This window comes from Kitasatospora sp. NPDC059817, from assembly GCF_042731835.1.
Lineage (GTDB): Bacteria > Actinomycetota > Actinomycetes > Streptomycetales > Streptomycetaceae > Kitasatospora.
Genome location: NZ_JBHWIR010000276.1, coordinates 1 through 378 on the forward strand (window position 1 = coordinate 1; position 378 = coordinate 378).

1 protein-coding gene is annotated in these 378 nt (G+C 79.4%); it reads right to left on the reverse strand.

The window, feature by feature from the left end:
• Positions 1-61: 61 nt before the first annotated feature.
• The coding region (locus ACFV61_RS33130) for a helix-turn-helix transcriptional regulator (protein WP_380495723.1) at positions 62-378 on the reverse strand (317 nt) is incomplete at its 5' end.

Below are 378 nucleotides of genomic sequence, written 5' to 3' on the forward strand. Positions count from 1 at the left end.
CCGCCGCCCGCGCCGCCGTGGCCCCGGGCCCACCCGCGGCCCCTACCGGCCCCTACCGCCTTCACCCTCCCAGTACCGCCACCAGCTGGGTACGCCGGGCGATCCGCAGCTTCCGGTAGGCGTTGGTGAGATGGGTCTCCACGGTGCGGCGGGTGAGACACAGCGCGGAGGAGATCTGGGCGTTGGTGTGCCCCGCCGCCGCCAGCTTGGCCACGCGCCGTTCGGCGGGCGTCAGCGCGTGCCCGCCGTTCCTGTTGCGCACCCCGCCCTCGCGCAACGCCCCCGCCGTCAGGTCGAGGAGGCGACCGGCGACCGGGGCCGTGGCGTGCGGGGGGGGGGGCGGGGCCATCCGCGGGGGCGCCGCGGGGGGGGGGGGCG